We start from the raw sequence: 17,875 nt of genomic DNA on the forward strand, positions 1-17,875 counted from the left end.
ATAAAAATTGACTCAATTCATTGAATTTATAACACCGTCACCACCATGCTCTAAGAGGTAAACAATGACACGGATGCATTTGCGCACTGCTATTTTTGGTTCATCACGCTGTATTACGACGGGCATTATGCTTGCTGCTTGTGTGGTCAGTACAGGCTGTGCCACCAACTATCTGACCAACAGTACAGAAGGAACTTACGGTGTGCCAATGACTGAGCGCACCATTCCGCAGCGTCTACTAGATCGTAGTATCGAGCATACTGCCAAAATCAACGTGTATGGGCTAAAAGAAGACTTGCAGCAGACCAGCCGTATGGGTATCGATAGCTTCAATAGCGAAGTGCTGCTCACAGGGGAAGTACCGTCTGAAGCGCTCAAAGCAGAAGTAGAAAAGGTCGTCAGCTCCATGCCAGATGTACGCCGCGTCTACAACGAGATGGAAGTAAGTGCTTCAAAAGGCTATAGCTCAACGGTTCATGATGGTTATATCACCTCAAAACTACTGGCAAAAATAGCCGCCAGCGATGGCGTCAAAACCTCACAAATCAAAGCAGTCACCAACAATGGCGTGGTCTATATTATGGGTCGCATGACACCCACCCAACAAAGTAACTTAATTGATGTTGCGAACAGCACTGTTGGGGTGACCGAGCTGGTACTGCTGACGACCGTTGTCGATGATAGAGGTGTAAAGATAAACGATGATGATATTATGTACGAGAATAACTTAGCCAATCCGGCAGTCGCACCAGCTGTCCAAGGTACTGCTGTCAGTACCGCAACGCCGATAGTAATAACGGAAGAAGAGGCTACTACGGCGCAACCATCATCAAGCCCATATATCGATCTTTATCAAAATCAGTAAAACTACTGAGTTTGCCAAGCTGAGTCTACCAAGCAATGATTGACGATAAATAAGAGCTTGTATAATAGCTACTTAGCTATATGTGATACCCGTCACATCATAGGATGCTAGTAGCTTTTTTTGATATTAATCACAATAAGCCTAAATAGATATAACAGTAAAAGCACGAGAAATCCTCAGCCAGTGAGTACTATATCAATAGTGAAAAGTAGCAGAATCAGAGGTTCTAATGAGACCATAGAGTGCTCACGATGTTAGGCATGATTCATAACTATAAGATGCATATCTATAAGATCTATAACTGTAACAAGGTATTGGCAATGCAGGATTCGGTAAATCACATAAAACAAAAGACAGGTGCGAACAACTGCAAGAACTTTGATCATAATTCTTTTGGTAAACACCCGCGCAGACTAAGGGTTGTAGGAGCGGCAGCATTGGCGCTAGGCAGCATCGCGCTTGCCACCCAAAGTGCACAGGCATTATCACCGCTAGGCTTTGTCAATGGCATTACTTCTAGTGGCGGCGTAGGGGTAAGTAAAGATATCTTATACGGTGATGAGCCTTTGCAAGATTTAGATATTTACTATCCAAAGCCCTTGGCACAGGCAATGAAAGCCCAAAGCGCTATCAATAATGACTACCCTATGGTGGTATTCGTGCATGGCGGTTCTTGGGAGAGTGGTAATAAAGATCAATATGCCTTTGTCGGTCAAAGCTTAGCGCAGGCAGGTTATGTCACCGCAGTGATTAATTATCGTAAGGTGCCCGAGCATGTCTACCCTGATTATGTCAATGATACGGCCCAAGCGATTGCTTGGAGTATCGAGAATGCGACCAGTTTGCATGCTGATCCGTCACGTGTTGCTGTCATGGGCCACTCTGCTGGCGCGTTTAATGCAGTCGCAGCCGTCGCCAACGAAGACTTTTTAGCGCCCTATGGTATTAAGCCGACAGACATTGCGACGGTTATCGGTATTGCAGGGCCTTACAGTTATGACTTCCGTAAGTTTAGTAGTGCGTCAGCTTTTCCCTCGGATGCCACACCTGATCAAGTCATGCCTGACCGTCAGATCAAAGGGGCACAGCCACCATATTTGTTATTAACCGCAGAAAAAGATAAAGTGGTGCATCCAACCAATGCACTCAAAATGACGCAAGCATTGAAAGAGGCAGGGGTAACGGTGCAGACGGGTGAGATCGAAGGCGCGAGTCACGCAACTATCATTGGAGCAATGGCACCACCGCTACGCTGGGTCAATGATGTGCGTGCGCAAGTAGTGACGTATCTAGACACAATGCTCAAATAGCTTGTTGTTATTTATATCACGGGCTTTTGACTACTTATTTTTCGATACGGTTTCAGTCCTCAAATACACTTGAGCAAGACAGTACTGTAAGATAGGCAAACTCTTGTTATAATGTCATCACTTTAAATCTATACCCTATTCTAAACGTTAAGGCAGACTATTTTATGAGCATGAACGCTGACGATTTGATCGCATTTTTACAGACTCACTTCCCAGACGCTTTTATCCAAGCTGCCAATCAAGGCAATAAATTTGACGTGCGCGTGGTTGATGCAAGCTTTGAAGGCAAACGCGCCGTTCAACGTCAGCAAGCCATTTATGCGCTGGTTAATGATAAGATTGCGAGTGGCGATATTCACGCCCTCAATATTCAAGCGCTAACGCCTGCTGAGTGGGACGCTCAATCAAAAGGCTAATTATATAGCTATCTATCTAACTGGCAATCGAAGAGTTCGTTTAACAGACATAAGGATTCTTTACTGCTCGTTTTCACCATTTTCTATACTCATGGCTAGGTTGTCACCTTTATGGATCAATTTTTAATCACTGGTAGTAGTCGTATCGCAGGGGAAGTTACTATTTCAGGCGCCAAAAATGCCGCCTTGCCATTGCTTGCTGCGATGATATTGGCTGAGACGCCAACGACATTGCACAATGTACCGTCATTAAAAGACGTACGAACATTGATTGAATTGATCAGTGGCATGGGGATTGATATCCAAAAGCAGGACGATACGGTCACTTGTGATACCAAAACTATTGATAACTTTTATGCGCCGTATGATTTGGTAAAAACCATGCGCGCGTCAATTTTGGTATTAGGGCCGTTACTGGCGCGTTTTGGCGAAGCTGAAGTGTCGTTGCCAGGTGGCTGTGCGATTGGTTCACGTCCTGTTGATCAGCATCTAAAAGCGTTTGAAGCGATGGGTGCGGTAATCAGCGTAGAGAACGGTTACGTGAAAGCGCAAGCGCCTAAAGGTGGTAAGCTGATTGGTTGCCACTTCTCATTTGATATGGTGACAGTTGGCGGTACGGAAAACGTCATTATGGCAGCGGCATTGGCTAAAGGCACGACCGTTTTGGCTAACTGTGCATTAGAGCCAGAAGTAGTCGATTTAGCCAATATGCTGGTTGCGATGGGCGCCAAAATCAGCGGCATCGGTACTTCGACGATGACCATTGAAGGGGTCGAACGTCTACACGGTTGTGAGTATTCAGTGGTACCGGATCGTATTGAGACAGGCTCATATCTTGCGGGTGCCTTGATGACTCAAGGGGATGTGCTGACCAAAAAAACTACAGCCTCTTTATTGTACCCAGTGCTTGAGAAGTTTGAAGCGATGGGTGCAGTGATCACCACAGGTGATGACTGGATTCGCGCGCAGATGAAAGGTCGTCCAAAGCCAGTGGATATTCGGACTCAGCCACATCCAGGTTTTCCAACAGACATGCAAGCTCAGTTGATGGCAATTTGCTGTCTGGCTGATGGCACCAGTACCATTATCGAAAACATCTTTGAAAACCGCTATATGCACGTACCTGAACTAAACCGCTTGGGTGCATCTATCCAAGTGGATGGACATACTGCGGTGATCAGAGGTGTCGAGAACTTTACGGCAGCACCAGTTATGGCAACAGATTTACGTGCTTCTATGTCACTGGTGATGGCAGCTGCAACGGCAGAAGGCGAGAGCTTGATTGACCGCATTTATCATATTGACCGTGGTTATGAGCATGTCGAAGACAAGCTGCGTAGCCTTGGTGTGAATATCCAGCGTGTCAATACCAACGGCTAATACTGATAGGTCAACCGTAGTTTATACATGAATTACGTTATACATTAAAACTTCCCTTGAATGGGGAAACTAACTGCACATGGACACGATGTCATTATGACTGAGACAAGCAAACCTGCACCAGCCGACGGTCTACTAAACGAAGTAAACGATGCGTTTTCAGGTCTAACGTTGGCGTTATCAAAAGGCCGTATTTTAGAAGAGACGATGCCACTGCTACGTGCAGCGGGTGTTGATCTTTTAGAAGACCCTGAAGCCTCGCGCAAACTTATTTTTCCAACCTCAAACCCAAATGTACGTGTATTAATTTTGCGTGCAAGCGACGTACCAACCTATGTCGAGCACGGTGCGGCTGATTTTGGTGTAGCGGGTAAAGATGTGCTGCTTGAGCATGGCGCGAACCACGTGTATGAACTGCTTGATTTAAAAATCGCTCAGTGCAAATTGATGACCGCTGGCGTAAAAGACGCACCACTGCCCAATCGTCGTCTGCGTATCGCGACCAAATATGTCAATGTAGCGCGCGCTTATTTTGCGAGCCAAGGTCAGCAAGTTGATGTCATCAAGCTTTACGGTTCAATGGAGCTGGCACCATTGGTGGGCTTGGGCGATTTGATTGTCGATGTGGTTGATACGGGTAATACCCTACGCGCGAATGGACTTGAAGCGCGCGATCATATTTGTGATGTGTCATCACGTCTTATCGTCAATCAAGTCAGCTATAAGCGCAAATTTGCGTTACTAGAACCCATTTTAGATAGCTTTAAAAACAGTATTGCCAATGCCTAGTAAACCGGTGTCAATCATTGGTAATATAAAGTATAGGTATGCGAATTTTTAAACCAGTTTAGCAGGCTATGAGTGATATAGCGTGCTAAACTGGTTTTATTGTCTTAGCTTGCGAAAAAATAAAATCACCGTAAAATTTAGACAAGAAGACAGCCAGTAAGTCGCCATATTTGTGAATAATAAGCATACTTTAGTTATATTCACGCCGTTTATTTTCAGCAGTATTTTATGCTCAGATATAGGATTAGGTCATGCGCCAGTTAAGTACCCAAGATGCCGATTTTGACAATCAATTGACACAACTGCTTGCCTTTGAAACCGTCAATGATGCTGAATTATTGCATGCCGTTGACGATATCATCGCACAAGTACGTGCGGATGGAGATAGCGTCGTATTGGCATTAACTCAGCAATTCGATCAGCATCCAGCGACAACGATGCAAGAATTAGAGCTGTCTAAAGAAGCACTTGCCGATGCATTTGCCAATCTGGATGAGAATGTAAAAACGGCATTGACCACAGCAGCTACTCGGGTACAGACCTTTCATGAGCGTCAAGTACAAGAAACGTGGCAATATGAAGATGAGCTAGGCAATCGCTTAGGTCAAAAAGTCACGCCACTTGATCGCGTTGGTATTTATGTGCCGGGTGGCTTGGCATCTTATCCATCATCAGTATTGATGAATGCTATCCCTGCCAAAGTGGCTGGGGTTACTGAAGTCATCATGGTCGTACCAGCGCCAAAAGGGATGCTTAATCCATTGGTATTAGCAGCCGCTCATTTGGCCAAAGTGGATCGTGTCTTTACCATTGGCGGCGCACAGGCGGTAGCAGCTTTAGCCTACGGTACCGAAACCATTCCAGCGGTGGATAAAATCACAGGGCCGGGTAACAAGTATGTCGCGGCAGCCAAACGCGCAGTATTTGGACAAGTCGGCATTGATATGATTGCAGGCCCCTCAGAAGTGTTGGTATATGCAGAGGGTGAAGCGCAAGATCGAGCTGATTGGCTCGCGATGGATTTGTTATCGCAAGCAGAGCACGACCGTATCGCTCAAGCTATCTTTGTGACGACCAGTGAAGAGCAGTTAAAAGAAGTCGAGTTAGAGATAGAAAGAGCACTCGCTGAGCTGCCAAAAGCAGATATCGCGCGTGACTCGCTGCAAAATCGTGGTGCACTTATTTTGGTAAAAGATCGTAGCGAGGGTATGGCACTGATTAATCGTATTGCTCCTGAGCATTTGGAGTTATCCGTTGATAACCCTGATGCATTGTTAGATGATATTCGTCATGCGGGTGCTATCTTTATGGGTCGTCACACGCCTGAAGCGATTGGCGATTACTGTGCAGGACCGAACCATGTGCTACCAACATCTGGTACTGCGCGCTTTTCTTCACCTTTAGGTGTCTATGACTTTCAGAAGAAATCATCAATTATTTATTGCAGTGAATCCGGCAGCAAGCCATTGGCCAAGACGGCTGATATTCTAGCGCAGCGAGAGGACTTAGAAGCCCATGCGCGCTCAGCCCGTTATCGTTATCAGTAAGATATTTTGAGCGTCTTCATTTTTACTTTTGATAGATATTTTTAATAGTCTGTATGGCTAATTAGTAGGATAATTTATGAGTGAGTCAAAGATAGATAATAGGCTGTGGTCGTCTAAAGCACGCAACTTATCACCCTATGTACCGGGTGAGCAGCCACAGCACGACAATTTATGCAAACTGAACACCAATGAAAACCCATTTCCGCCCTCACCAAAAGTAGGGGAGGCAATCGCTAAAGTACTCACCCAGCAAGCGCAAGAGCTGCGTTTATATCCGGCACCTGAGTCCAATGACCTGCGTGCTGCATTGGCACAAGCATATGACCTTGATGTCAATCAGGTATTTGTCGGTAATGGCTCAGATGAAGTATTGGCGCTTATATTTGCCAGTTTCTTCCTAAAAGAGCGTCCGCTTTTATCACCTGATATTGGCTACAGCTTTTATCCTGTCTATGCACAGACTTTTGGTGTGCATCTTGTCAAAATCCCATTAGAAGACGATTTTAGTATTGATCCTGATGCTTATCGCCAGCCTTGTAGCGGTATCATCATTGCCAACCCAAATGCGCCGACTGGTTTACTCCTATCGCTTGCTGATATCCGTAAGCTAGCCAGCGAGCATTCCAATGCGGTGATTGTAATTGACGAGGCATACATTGATTTTGCGCAGGCTGATGCAGACAGTACAGGCTCGCAAGTCTCAGCGGTCAGTTTAATCAATGAGTGTGACAACGTTATCGTGACGCAGACCTTTTCAAAATCACGGTCACTTGCTGGTTTACGTGTTGGGATGGCCTTTGGTAGTGCTTCGTTGATTGAAGCATTGACGCGTATGAAAAATAGCTTTAATAGCTATCCACTGGATAAGCTAGCGCAAGCTGGTGCGACGGCAAGTGTGCTAGATGTGGATTATTTTGATCAAACGCGCCAACAGGTTATCGATTTGCGTACGTCATTGACCGAAGAGTTGACGGCGCTAGGCTATAAAGTATTGCCCTCGCATGCCAACTTTATCTTTGCCCGTCCAAAAGATGGTAATGCAAGTGCTGTGGCGAGTGCATTGCGTGATCAAGGGATTATCGTTCGCCATTTTGATAAGCCGCGCATTAGTGAGTATTTGCGTATTACTGTTGGTACCGCCGAGCAGCATGAGCGCTTGATTGATACGCTAAAAGAGCTGCATACAGAGACTAGCATGACGGCTGATTAATGGTTTACCTGCTTGTGTAGTAAATGCTATCGATAAGTACCAAAAAAGCCTGCTAGCGCAATGTTAAGCAGGCTTTTTTCTTTAGAGGCCAGCGCAAAATAGTATTTCAGTCGTTTATACTTTTTTCGCCAACACCGCCAGTAGATTGCCTACCTTATCTAAGCACTCTTGATATTCAGCATGACAATCAGACGCGACCGTAATACCGCCACCCGCCCACAGATTTATGTGTTTTTCTTTATTAAATTCATCAGTTAATGAAGCACCAGCTTGCAATGTACGAATAAGCACATTCCATTGACCACTGCCATCAAAATTCATATAACCCATGGTGCCGCAATAAGCACCGCGTGGTGTAGACTCTAGCTCAGAGATAATTTCGACGGCTCGTTTTTTGGGCGTGCCAGTGATAGAGCCAGCAGGCAGACTGCCAAATAATACAGCTAATGGATGCGTATCCGCTTTTAGCTCAGCAGTAATAGTGCTGACCATATGATGCACGTTACTAAAACTCTCAATCGCAAACAGTTGCGGCACTTTTACGCTACCGATTTTGGCATATTTACCCAAATCATTGCGTAGTAAATCCACAATCATGACATTTTCGGCACGGTCTTTTTCGCTATTGGTCAGCTGATGCTTATACCGCGTATCTTGCTCAAGATCGGCACCTCTTGGCATTGTGCCTTTGATTGGCTTGGTCAGGATATAGTGTTTATTAGTAGCCTTGTTTTTGGTAAATGTAAAGAACAGCTCAGGCGAGCAGCTTAATAACTCAAAATTGTGGTTAAAGATATCAAAGTGCTCAACACTTGTACCATCAACGCTCGTACCATCAACGCTCAAATAGCCTGCAAAAGGTGCTTTAGTATTATGATGTAGCGCAGGCAGATAATCGATAAGCGCTGAAGTTGGTTGAGTCGCATCGTTTTTATATGGCAGATAGCCCGACCACTTTTGCGTCAGGTTGATTTGATAGCAATCGCCTTGCTGTAGATAGTCTTGAGTACGATCAAATGCTTGCTGATAATCACGCTTACTCCATCGTGCCGTTAGGACGACAGGTATAGTATGTGATGTGTGCTTAGATTGTGCTTGATTAAGATGTTTGTCGGACAGCTTTTTATCCAGTTCATCTAGGTAGGATGTCAGAGCAACTATGAACTCATCTTTTGACTTGTTGCCGACAGCTTCATTAGGGCTACTATTGGTTTGAATACTTTTTAGCTCCCAACCAGTATCAGTATCGGCTGCGGGTGTTAGATAAATATCGTAATGCCCTAATGAGGCACAAGGCTGATTTGCCAATTCGATTCTGTCTGCAGGACTTAACTCATAAGCAGCGATATCGTAACCGATAAAACCAATCAGACCATGATGATAACAGGGTTTTGTGCTTTTCGGGTTTACGTTATTTGAGCTATTATTATCGGTATCATAAGCTTTGCTATAAGCAATAAGCTCATTTTGCCATTCTAGATAACTCATATAGGCTGTCATGGTATTTTCGCTATGAGTAGAGCAGTTATCACGGCAGTTTTTAACCACTCTATAAGTATTGACTGAATCTTTAGCAGGTTTTTGATCAGTTGGATAAACCGACCAGCTGACTTTAGGCAGTAAGCCAATTACTGGTCGTCCATCATTATTTAACCAAGCCAATTGCCAATTTGCTGCATCATCTTGGTTAAGTAAATGGCGTCTTAGCTGTGGCATTAATTCAGCCGCTGACAAATCACCAAAACGCCAGCTAGATTTACTAGCTGGCGATGGCGTAGAATCTGTCTGCTTAGTTATCGTTTGATTTGGTGCGAGCATGGTTTAAGCGTCGAATTTTTTGATGATGAGCGTGGCGTTAGTACCACCAAAGCCGAAGCTATTGCTCATCAAGGTTTCAAGGTTTGATTCACGCATCTGGGTAACAATATCGAAACCTTCAGCTGCAGGATCTAAGTTGTCAACGTTGATGCTCGGTGCGATAAAGCCGTCTTGTAGCATAAGTAGGCAGTAAATCAGCTCTTGCGCACCAACAGCGCCTAAGCTATGACCTGTCATCGATTTGGTTGAGCTGATAGCAGGTACTTTACTGACATCATTATCAAAAACTTTGGCAATCGCTTTGAGTTCTGTGATATCGCCCAGCGGTGTGCTGGTGCCGTGGCTATTGATATAATCTACGCTTTTTAAGCCAGCTTCAGCTAAGGCTTGTTGCATACAGCGTACAGCGCCTTCGCCACTTGGCGCAACCATCTCGGCACCATCAGAGGTAGCACCGTAACCCACGATTTCAGCCAAGATATTGGCGCCACGTGCTTGAGCATGCTCTAAACTTTCTACCACAACCATCGCGCCACCAGCAGCAATCACAAACCCGTCGCGATCTTTATCATAAGCTCTTGAGGCGAGTGTTGGTGTGTCGTTATATTGAGTACTCACTGCACCCATCGCATCAAACATACAAGACTGTGTCCAATGCTCAGCTTCACTACCACCAGCCAATATTACATCAGCTTTACCCAGTTGGATAAGCTCAGCGGCATGACCGATACAATGAGTCGAGGTCGCGCAAGCAGAGGAAAGCGAGTAGGAGACACCTTGGATTTTTAGACCAGTGGCTAGGGCTGCTGATACTGAGCTGCCCATGGTTTTAGGTACAGCCATCGCACCGACACCGCGTAGACCTTTTTCACGCATGGCATCCACAGCGTTCACGATGTTTTCTGTTGACGCACCGCCTGAGCTTGCGACCACACCCACACGTGGATTGTTATTAATGGTGTCAAGTGACAGTCCTGAATGTTCAATGGCGTTTAGTGCACTGACATAAGCGTACAGACTGGCATCACTAAAAAAGCGTTTGAGTTTACGATCGATACCACTAGTATCCAGTTCTGATTGATTGATACTACCGCTCACGTGTGATTTAAACTCGTGCTCAGCGTAAGAATCATTATATGTGATACCAGATTCCCCTTCTTTAAGAGCGGTAGTGACAGTGTCTAGATCATGTCCGATACAAGAGACAATCCCTGCTCCAGTGATGACGACGCGGCGCATATGCTATTCCTTATGAGTAACGACTTGCTAGCAATTGGTTGCAATAATCGTTGTAAATCTATATGTAATGTTTAACGATGAATGAATTTGAGCATTATAATGAAAAAACAGCCTATGTAGATAACGATAGCATGAATTAAGATAATTACAGCCTATTAAAGACAATGTCATTTCAGTGTACAATTATGCTCTCACTTACGGCACATGATAACGTATCAAGCAGTGAAAATCTTTGGACAAGTGTAAAATAATGGCGAAATAGCCTCTATCGCTACAAGGTAATGAGAAATTGAGTGGCTATGAAACCTTGTTGTTTGAGCAATCGCTTTATTGTTTATGAAAAACAATGTGGGTAAGCTAAAGGCTATGGTTAAGTCGGACAAAAATTAAGTTGTACTTTTAGATACAAAATTTGTGATTGCGATAACATTGTTCGCACTGACAGGAACGGCCTTGACTTATTACACTGACAGCTTGAAGATTAAACACATTCATATCACTATTACTAAAAAAATTATTCATCACATTATTATTCATCATATTAAGGACATCACAATGGCAAAGCCTAGCACTCTTTCAAAAAGTATCAATACTATTGGCTCTTTCACACGCAACAACCTAGAGCGCGTGGGCTCCATGATTGATAGCATGAATGCCAAAACAGGCAAACCGCGCCAATATAAAGCGGTAGATTTAGGCGATGAGGATTATCAACAAGACTTATTTCGTGAGCAAACCTTAAAGGCTACGCAGCAATTATTAGGTCCACGTTTTGCTACTTATGGCAAATATGCCAAAAAAGTCGTACCAAACAGCTTTTTTCAATCGACAGTAGATAGCGCGTTTGCTCAAGTTGCGAAACTTGCATCAAACTGGAGTCAATTAGACTTACCGAACGAGCATCGCTTTGCCAATATTGCTACTTTAGATGATGAAGAGCGTTATGCACTTGCAACTGACATCGCTAACCAAAATCGTGCACTTGCAGCAATGGGCGGCCTTACGGGTCTAGCAGGGCTGCCAGGTCTACTTGCTGATACCTTATGGCTATTATTGGTATCTCTACGTACTGTCTACCAAATTGCAGCTATATACAATAAGCCGCTCACAGGTAAACAAGGTGTGAAAATGGCATACGAATTGCTCTCAAGTGCCGATCTAAGCAAAATGCAAGAAAAACAAGCATTGCTAGCAGGTATGGGTATCGGTAAAGGTTTGCTGGATAATGCTCAGAGCCACGGGTTGCATAGCGAGCTGAAGAACTTGGGTCTAAAAAATCAAAACGTAAACTACTATGCTGAGCAAATAGACAGTATTGCTAGACAAGTAGGAATTGATTTGGACAAAATAAACCTATTATGGGTTCGCCGTTTTATTCCCGTTACAGCAGTAGCCATCGGCGTACATTATAACAGTCAGTTGATTGATGAAGTGATTGGCGTTGCTAAAGCGACTTTTGCGCCAGAGGCAAAACTTGCCAATCGTGCCATTACTGATGACAGTAGTAGCGAGGCTGAAGTAAAAAAAGCCAGTAATAACGATGCGCAGAAAGACACAGAAAAGACAGAAGAAAATAGCGATACAGAAGAAACCAGTAGCAAAAAAGACTCAGACAAGCAAACGTCTGATAAAAAAGCCAAGTAATAGACATATTATTTGCTAGTTAGGTTGTATATTAATAAGCAAAATGGTATTTATTTTGGTTCGGTTGAGTAGGGTGACTTGAAATCAGGATAAATACCACCACTTAGTTACTATCAAGTAGCATTTATATTCGAATATTTTTTCTTAATGATGCTTGAGGTTGCCTTGTTTACTTTATTTATGACGCTGTTTTTCGGCGAAAAAACGATAAAGTGATATAATGCGAGGATGAATGCATATCTATCAAATGTTGTAAAGCGAAACCATTCATAAGTGGTTGAAATAGCAGCAACAACTCTTTATAATACACTGTCCTAAAAATGGGTGCCCAGAAATCTGCAATTATTGTCAGATAGATGGTGCATTGGCCCATTTTTTTGTTTTATACCAAACGGGAGAAGGATGCCTTATGGCAACAACTAACCAATTGATTCGTAAAGGTCGCAAAACCATCAAGGAAAAGTCAAAAGTTCCTGCGTTGGAAGCGTGCCCACAGCGTCGCGGTGTATGTACTCGTGTATATACTACCACGCCAAAAAAACCTAACTCTGCCATGCGTAAAGTATGTCGTGTACGTTTGACTTCAGGCTATGAAGTATCAAGCTATATCGGCGGCGAAGGTCATAACCTACAAGAGCACAGTGTTGTTCTAATCCGTGGTGGTCGTGTGAAAGATCTACCAGGTGTACGTTATCACACTGTTCGCGGTGCATTAGATTGTGCAGGCGTTAAAGACCGTAAGCAAGGTCGCTCTAAGTACGGTGCTAAGAAGCCTAAAGTTTAATAACTAAACGTTATTAACAAAGCTTTTTGTACTACCCAATAACTGTGCATGGGTTTGGTGTCAGTAGTCATATTACTTTTATATAAGTGATTTGCTCTTAAAACATACCACCATGCAGTAAGGCTAACTGATAACTCGCTGCTATACCCTAATGATGAGTAGTCGATGTTGTGAATGTTAGACACTCCTGAAGATAAGGAAATTTATTATGCCAAGACGTCGCGTCGTTGCTGCCCGTGAGATCCTACCGGATCCTAAGTTTGGTAGCCAAACTGTTGCAAAATTCATCAACCATGTAATGAGTGATGGTAAAAAATCTACTGCTGAGCGTATCGTTTACGGTGCACTTGAGACAGTAAGTGAGAAGCGTAAAGTTGAAGATCCAGTATCTTTCTTCGAAGAAGTGCTTGAAAATGTACGCCCGATGGTAGAAGTAAAAGCTCGCCGCGTTGGCGGTGCAACCTATCAAGTACCAATGGAAGTACGCCCCTCCCGTCGTACTGCCTTGGCTATGCGTTGGTTAGCTGAAGCTGCTGCTAAGCGTTCTGAAAAATCAATGGCTTTGCGTTTAGCTGGTGAATTGAATGATGCTGCTGATGGCAAAGGCGCTGCTATGAAAAAGCGTGACGAAGTTCACCGCATGGCAGATGCTAACAAAGCATTCTCTCATTACCGTTTCTAAGCTACTTTTTAACAGTAGCTTGAGATTAATAGCTCATACTCATTAATCTTACATTGTTGTTTATTCTATTGATTGCCGCCATCATCATTCGGTCATATATAAATGTTATTTATTAATGACTGGGGTGGCGGACATCTATCAAGATGTCTCTCTTAACAAGTATGACTTTCATCCTTTCATTAGAGAACATCCCAAATTTGATGCCACACTATTCTTAGTATTTGCTCTTTTTTTGTCCGTATTAGGCTCAATAATCAGTAAGTAATATTACGAAGCTGAACGCTTTGTCATAGAGTATGAGGTAGAGACACAATACATTATTATATACACGACTTTTCCTAGGAAAACACTATGGCTCGTAAAACTCCCCTAAAACGCTATCGCAATATTGGTATTTCAGCGCACATCGATGCTGGTAAAACGACCACTACTGAGCGTGTTTTATTCTATACCGGTGTTAGCCACAAAATTGGCGAAGTACATGATGGCGCAGCCACTATGGACTGGATGGAGCAAGAACAAGAGCGTGGTATTACTATTACCTCAGCAGCAACAACTTGTTTTTGGTCAGGTATGGCTAAACAGTTTGACGAACACCGTATCAACATCATCGATACCCCAGGTCACGTTGACTTCACGATCGAAGTTGAACGTTCTATGCGCGTACTTGATGGCGCTTGCATGGTTTACTGTGCAGTAGGCGGCGTTCAGCCACAGTCTGAGACCGTATGGCGTCAAGCGAACAAATACAAAGTACCACGTCTTGCATTTGTAAACAAAATGGACCGTGTTGGTGCTGATTTCTATCGTGTTATCGAACAGATCAAAACCCGTCTTGGCGGTAAGCCAGTACCATTGGTTATTCCAATTGGCAAAGAAGATGACTTCGAAGGCGTTGTTGATCTAGTGACTATGAAAGCTATCTATTGGGACGAAGCGTCTCAAGGTATGCAGTATGATGAGCGTGATATCCCAACTGAACTACAAGACAAAGCGGACGAGTATCGCGAGTACCTTGTAGAAAGTGCTGCTGAAGCCAATGAAGAGTTGATGAACGAATATCTAGAAAACGGTGAATTGACTGAAGAGCAGATCCACAGTGCTATTCGTCAGTTGACTATTGATAACGAAATCATCCCACTTCTTTGTGGTACTGCCTTTAAAAACAAAGGCGTACAAAAGATGCTAGATGCGGTTATCCAGTATCTACCAGCACCAATTGACGTACCTGCTATTAAAGGTATTCTTGATGACAAAGACGAAAGCGAAGGCAGCCGTGAAGCATCAGATGAAGCACCTTTCTCAGCACTAGCGTTCAAAATCATGAACGACAAGTTCGTTGGTAACTTAACCTTCGTACGTGTTTATTCTGGTGTCATGAAGCAGGGTAGCAGTGTTTATAACCCAGTTAAAATGAAGCGTGAGCGTGTTGGCCGTATTGTACAGATGATGGCAAACTCTCAAGAAGAGCTTGCAGAGATTCGTACAGGTGATATCGCAGCCCTAGTCGGCATGAAAGATGTAACGACTGGTGATACGCTATGTGACGAAGACAACGTGATCACGCTTGAGCGTATGGAATTCCCAGAACCAGTTATCTCTCTAGCGGTTGAGCCAAAGACCAAAGCTGACCAAGAAAAAATGTCAATCGCGCTTGGCCGTTTGGCAAAAGAAGATCCATCGTTCCGTGTACACACTGACGAAGAATCTGGTCAGACGATTATCAGTGGTATGGGTGAGCTGCATCTAGAGATTCTTGTTGACCGTATGAAGCGTGAATTCAACGTTGAAGCAAACATCGGTGCACCTCAGGTTGCTTATCGTGAGACGATTCGTAACACTGTTGAACAAGAAGGCAAATTCGTACGTCAAACAGGTGGTCGTGGTAAGTTTGGTCACGTATGGTTACGTCTTGAACCACTTGATCCAGCTGGCGACACTGAATATGAATTCGCTGAAGAAGTTGTTGGCGGTGTGGTACCAAAAGAATTCCACGGTGCTGTTGATAAAGGTATCCAAGAGCGCATGAAAAACGGCGTACTTGCAGGCTACCCAGTTGTTGGCGTAAAAGCGACTTTGTATGATGGTTCTTATCATGACGTTGACTCTGATGAATTGTCATTTAAGATGGCAGGTTCTATGGCCTTCAAAAAAGGTTTCTTAGCAGCTGATCCAGCGCTACTTGAGCCAGTGATGAAAGTAGAAGTTGAAACACCTGAAGACTACATGGGCGACATCATGGGTGATCTTAACCGTCGTCGTGGTTTGGTACAGGGTATGGAAGACCTACCTGGTGGCACTAAACAGATTCGTGCTGAAGTACCATTAGCGGAAATGTTTGGTTATGCCACTCAAATGCGCTCTATGTCACAAGGCCGTGCAACTTACTCAATGGAATTCCAAAAGTACGTTGAAATTCCAAAATCAGTTGCTGCTGAAATCATCTCTAAGTACAACTCTAAAGATGATGACGAGTAAATAAAACTTACTAAAGGTGACAATATAGAGTATCTCTGTGTATTGTCACTAAAGAATCGGCCAATAACTTGTTAAAAGACTTGTTATTGGTCGCAATTTTCTTATAATATCTGCACATTAGTATGTGTAACCTTTTAACAATTATCTTAAGGTGACCAAGATTTTCTTAATTGTCATATTTATATGAATTAAGCCTTGGAACCAAAAAAAAGAGGAAATACCCATGGCAAAGGCCAAGTTTGAACGTAGCAAGCCACACGTCAACGTCGGTACCATCGGACACGTTGACCATGGTAAAACCACCCTTACCGCTGCAATCGCAACCGTAGCTGCAATCACCTCTGGTGGCGAAGCAAAAGACTACGCGTCTATTGACTCAGCACCAGAAGAAAAAGCACGTGGTATCACCATCAACACCTCACACGTAGAATATGACACAGACACACGTCACTACGCACACGTAGACTGCCCAGGTCACGCTGACTATGTTAAAAACATGATCACCGGTGCCGCTCAGATGGACGGCGCAATCTTAGTTGTATCAGCAACTGACGGCCCAATGCCACAGACTCGTGAGCACATCTTGCTATCACGTCAGGTTGGCGTACCATACATCATCGTATTCATGAACAAATGTGACATGGTAGATGACGAAGAACTACTAGAACTAGTAGAAATGGAAGTTCGTGAACTATTGAACGACTATGACTTCCCAGGTGATGACACCCCAATCATCCACGGTTCTGCTACTGAAGCCCTAAAAGGCTCACAAGAAAAATACGGCCAACCAGCCGTTGTAGAACTACTAAACGTACTAGACACCTACATCCCAGAGCCAGAGCGTGACGTTGACAAAGCATTCCTAATGCCAATCGAAGACGTATTCTCAATCTCAGGTCGTGGTACCGTAGTAACTGGCCGTGTTGAATCTGGTGTCGTAAAAGTTGGTGACGAAATCGAAATCGTTGGTATCCGTGACACTCAAAAAACCACCTGTACAGGTGTAGAGATGTTCCGTAAACTGCTTGACGAAGGTCGTGCTGGCGAAAACTGTGGCGTACTACTACGTGGTACTAAGCGTGAAGACGTACAACGTGGCCAAGTACTAGCGAAGCCAGGTTCAATCACGCCTCACACCAAATTTGACGCAGAAGTATACGTACTGTCAAAAGAAGAGGGTGGTCGTCACACACCATTCCTAAACGGCTATCGTCCACAGTTCTACTTCCGTACCACTGACGTAACTGGCGCAATCCAATTACAAGACGGTACTGAAATGGTCATGCCTGGTGATAACGTTGAGATGGGCGTAGAGCTTATCCACCCAATCGCTATGGACAAAGGTCTACGCTTCGCAATTCGTGAAGGTGGCCGTACTGTAGGCGCTGGTGTTGTTGCTAACGTATTGAACTAAGACTTAAGTCTCAGTAATGAGATTATGAATTAGTCATAAAAAAGCCATCCTATCTAGGGTGGCTTTTTTTTTGGAGATAAATAGGGGTATTTGCAGCATTAGATCTAAGCTTTGGTAGAATGGTTCTTTTGATGGAGTGACTTTTGATTTGATACTGGCTATTTATTTATAGTGCACTGTATTGTAATTTGCCGCATAGCTTGCTATATTAGCGCTGCATTTAACGTGTATGGTTAATCTAAACCATAACGAGAAAGCCTATAATTAATATAGTGACTTTTGATAGATGTAATATCAGG

The 17,875-nt window shown here is 43.9% G+C and carries 14 protein-coding genes; 12 read left to right on the forward strand and 2 right to left on the reverse strand.

Translation table 11 applies throughout. The annotated features are described in order from the left end of the window. Window positions 1-64 precede the first annotated feature (64 nt). The 7 genes from GYK50_RS01755 to hisC all read left to right on the forward strand — a co-directional run bounded on the left by GYK50_RS01755 (window position 65) and on the right by hisC (window position 7,517). The gene (locus GYK50_RS01755; protein WP_186473549.1) at window positions 65-865 is read left to right on the forward strand and encodes a BON domain-containing protein; all 801 of its coding nucleotides are present in this window, start codon (window positions 65-67) and stop codon (window positions 863-865) included. 320 nt (window positions 866-1,185) lie between these two features. Next, window positions 1,186-2,175: an alpha/beta hydrolase gene (locus tag GYK50_RS01760; RefSeq protein WP_186473550.1), complete on the forward strand. Its 990-nt coding sequence runs from the start codon at window positions 1,186-1,188 to the stop codon at window positions 2,173-2,175. Between the two features lie 164 nt (window positions 2,176-2,339). Beyond that, a complete protein-coding gene (locus GYK50_RS01765; RefSeq protein WP_058025509.1) occupies window positions 2,340-2,591 on the forward strand; it encodes a BolA family protein in 252 nt (83 codons plus the stop codon). Between the two features lie 111 nt (window positions 2,592-2,702). Continuing rightward, window positions 2,703-3,971: a UDP-N-acetylglucosamine 1-carboxyvinyltransferase gene (gene murA / locus GYK50_RS01770; protein WP_212564139.1), complete on the forward strand. Its 1,269-nt coding sequence runs from the start codon at window positions 2,703-2,705 to the stop codon at window positions 3,969-3,971. 96 nt (window positions 3,972-4,067) lie between these two features. After that, window positions 4,068-4,760: an ATP phosphoribosyltransferase gene (gene hisG, locus GYK50_RS01775; RefSeq protein ID WP_071002912.1), complete on the forward strand. Its 693-nt coding sequence runs from the start codon at window positions 4,068-4,070 to the stop codon at window positions 4,758-4,760. Between the two features lie 251 nt (window positions 4,761-5,011). After that, window positions 5,012-6,307 (forward strand): histidinol dehydrogenase, encoded by a 1,296-nt coding sequence (gene hisD / locus GYK50_RS01780; RefSeq protein WP_071002913.1) that lies wholly within the window; start codon window positions 5,012-5,014, stop codon window positions 6,305-6,307. A 76-nt stretch (window positions 6,308-6,383) separates the two neighbouring features. Next, window positions 6,384-7,517: a histidinol-phosphate transaminase gene (hisC, locus tag GYK50_RS01785; RefSeq protein ID WP_071002914.1), complete on the forward strand. Its 1,134-nt coding sequence runs from the start codon at window positions 6,384-6,386 to the stop codon at window positions 7,515-7,517. Window positions 7,518-7,631: 114 nt separating this feature from the next. Here hisC and GYK50_RS01790 read toward each other — a convergent pair whose 3' ends face one another. Together GYK50_RS01790 and GYK50_RS01795 are read right to left on the reverse strand one after the other, a co-directional pair. Continuing rightward, window positions 7,632-9,335 (reverse strand): anthranilate synthase component I family protein, encoded by a 1,704-nt coding sequence (locus GYK50_RS01790; RefSeq protein ID WP_212564140.1) that lies wholly within the window; start codon window positions 9,333-9,335, stop codon window positions 7,632-7,634. A gap of 3 nt (window positions 9,336-9,338) precedes the next feature. Then, complete coding sequence (locus tag GYK50_RS01795; RefSeq protein WP_212564141.1) at window positions 9,339-10,574, reverse strand: beta-ketoacyl-ACP synthase II; 1,236 nt, start codon at window positions 10,572-10,574, stop codon at window positions 9,339-9,341. A gap of 555 nt (window positions 10,575-11,129) precedes the next feature. Here GYK50_RS01795 and GYK50_RS01800 point away from each other — a divergent pair. The 5 genes from GYK50_RS01800 (at window position 11,130) to tuf (ending at window position 17,576) form a co-directional block, all read left to right on the forward strand. Beyond that, complete coding sequence (locus tag GYK50_RS01800; protein WP_071002916.1) at window positions 11,130-12,218, forward strand: EcsC family protein; 1,089 nt, start codon at window positions 11,130-11,132, stop codon at window positions 12,216-12,218. Window positions 12,219-12,627: 409 nt separating this feature from the next. Beyond that, entirely contained in the window at window positions 12,628-13,002 is a 375-nt protein-coding gene (rpsL, locus tag GYK50_RS01805) for a 30S ribosomal protein S12 (protein ID WP_011281154.1), read from the forward strand. Window positions 13,003-13,210: 208 nt separating this feature from the next. Continuing rightward, window positions 13,211-13,684 carry a 30S ribosomal protein S7 gene (gene rpsG, locus GYK50_RS01810; protein WP_057761735.1) on the forward strand — a complete coding sequence of 158 codons (474 nt, stop codon included), beginning with the start codon at window positions 13,211-13,213 and terminating at the stop codon, window positions 13,682-13,684. Window positions 13,685-14,035: 351 nt separating this feature from the next. Then, window positions 14,036-16,162 (forward strand): elongation factor G, encoded by a 2,127-nt coding sequence (gene fusA / locus GYK50_RS01815; protein ID WP_212564142.1) that lies wholly within the window; start codon window positions 14,036-14,038, stop codon window positions 16,160-16,162. 223 nt (window positions 16,163-16,385) lie between these two features. Further along, entirely contained in the window at window positions 16,386-17,576 is a 1,191-nt protein-coding gene (tuf, locus tag GYK50_RS01820; RefSeq protein ID WP_186473561.1) for an elongation factor Tu, read from the forward strand. The last annotated feature ends 299 nt before the right edge of the window (window positions 17,577-17,875 follow it).

This window comes from Psychrobacter pacificensis (assembly GCF_018336615.1).
Classification (GTDB): domain Bacteria; phylum Pseudomonadota; class Gammaproteobacteria; order Pseudomonadales; family Moraxellaceae; genus Psychrobacter; species Psychrobacter pacificensis.